Origin of the sequence: Mycobacterium hubeiense (assembly GCF_002838065.1) — a bacterium.
Lineage (GTDB): Bacteria > Actinomycetota > Actinomycetes > Mycobacteriales > Mycobacteriaceae > Mycobacterium > Mycobacterium hubeiense.
In genome coordinates this window covers 1-918 of the sequence record NZ_PIZU01000119.1, presented here as the reverse complement: position 1 = coordinate 918, position 918 = coordinate 1, and the positions used below count along the sequence as shown (strand labels likewise).

Annotated in this window: 2 pseudogenes; one reads left to right on the top strand and one right to left on the bottom strand. The window is 67.9% G+C overall.

What is annotated here, in order from left to right:
* A pseudogene (locus CWS39_RS28305) lies at nucleotides 1-223 on the top strand (heavy metal translocating P-type ATPase); the annotation flags it as partial.
* Between the two features lie 417 nt (nucleotides 224-640).
* Here CWS39_RS28305 and CWS39_RS28295 read toward each other — a convergent pair.
* A pseudogene (locus CWS39_RS28295) lies at nucleotides 641-918 on the bottom strand (DNA-binding protein); the annotation flags it as partial.

Sequence of the window (918 nt, the reverse complement as noted above, 5' to 3'; positions counted from 1 at the left end):
CATGCTCCAAAACGTCGGCCTCTCACTGGGATTGATCGCAGTGCTCATCCCGCTCGCCCTCACCGGTGTGCTCGGCCTGGCCGCGGTCGTCGCGGTGCACGAACTCGCCGAAATCGTCGTCATCGCCAACGGTGTCCGGGCCGCACGCACCACACCACTGGCACAGCCAGGCCGGGACCATGATCCGGGGGCCGAAGTAGCCGCCTCCGCGATATCGCGTTGACCACCGGCATCATCCATCGCGTAACCAACCAGGCGAGGAGGTCAGCAAGGTGTGGTGTTTGCCGATGACTTATCCCGCCTTTGCGTCACGGCCGGCAGCGGTCAGGCCGAGACTGTGCGCTCGCCGCCAGGCGGCCGCCAGGTTTGCGCTTCGGCTCTTGCCTGATACCTGGCAGAGGTACGTGCTGCATTCTTTGTTGTTGGTCTGCCACCGCAGTTCGGCGTAGATACGCAGGTATCTGCGCCGCAGGACGACCCGTCCGAGCGCACCACCACTGTCGTTCCCCACACGGCATCGGCGGCCGCCTGCGGCGTGGTCCTGCGCAAGGGCTTGCCCCTGCTTGGTCCAGTGGACCGGCGCTTTCCACTGCTCGTCGCGGACCGGGGTGCGATTCCAGCCCACGATCGCGCCCGGTGTTTAGCCCATCGTGAGGTGCCGGGCGCCGGGCCTGTCGCTTCCGCCGAAGAGCGCGCCGCGTTGCGCGCCGGTGAGCAGCGTAATGTCGTCGAGTTCACCGGCGGTGTAGCCGCCGGCCGCGAGTTGGCCGAGTACGTCGCCGTCGAGACGGGGCATCTCCTCGGCCACGCCGGGGCGGGGGCCATACATGCGGCCGGTCTCGTTGAGCAGCCGGAACATCGAGCGGTACTGGTAGTCGGAGAGCACACCTCGCTCGCGGGCCCGCACGACCAGCGACG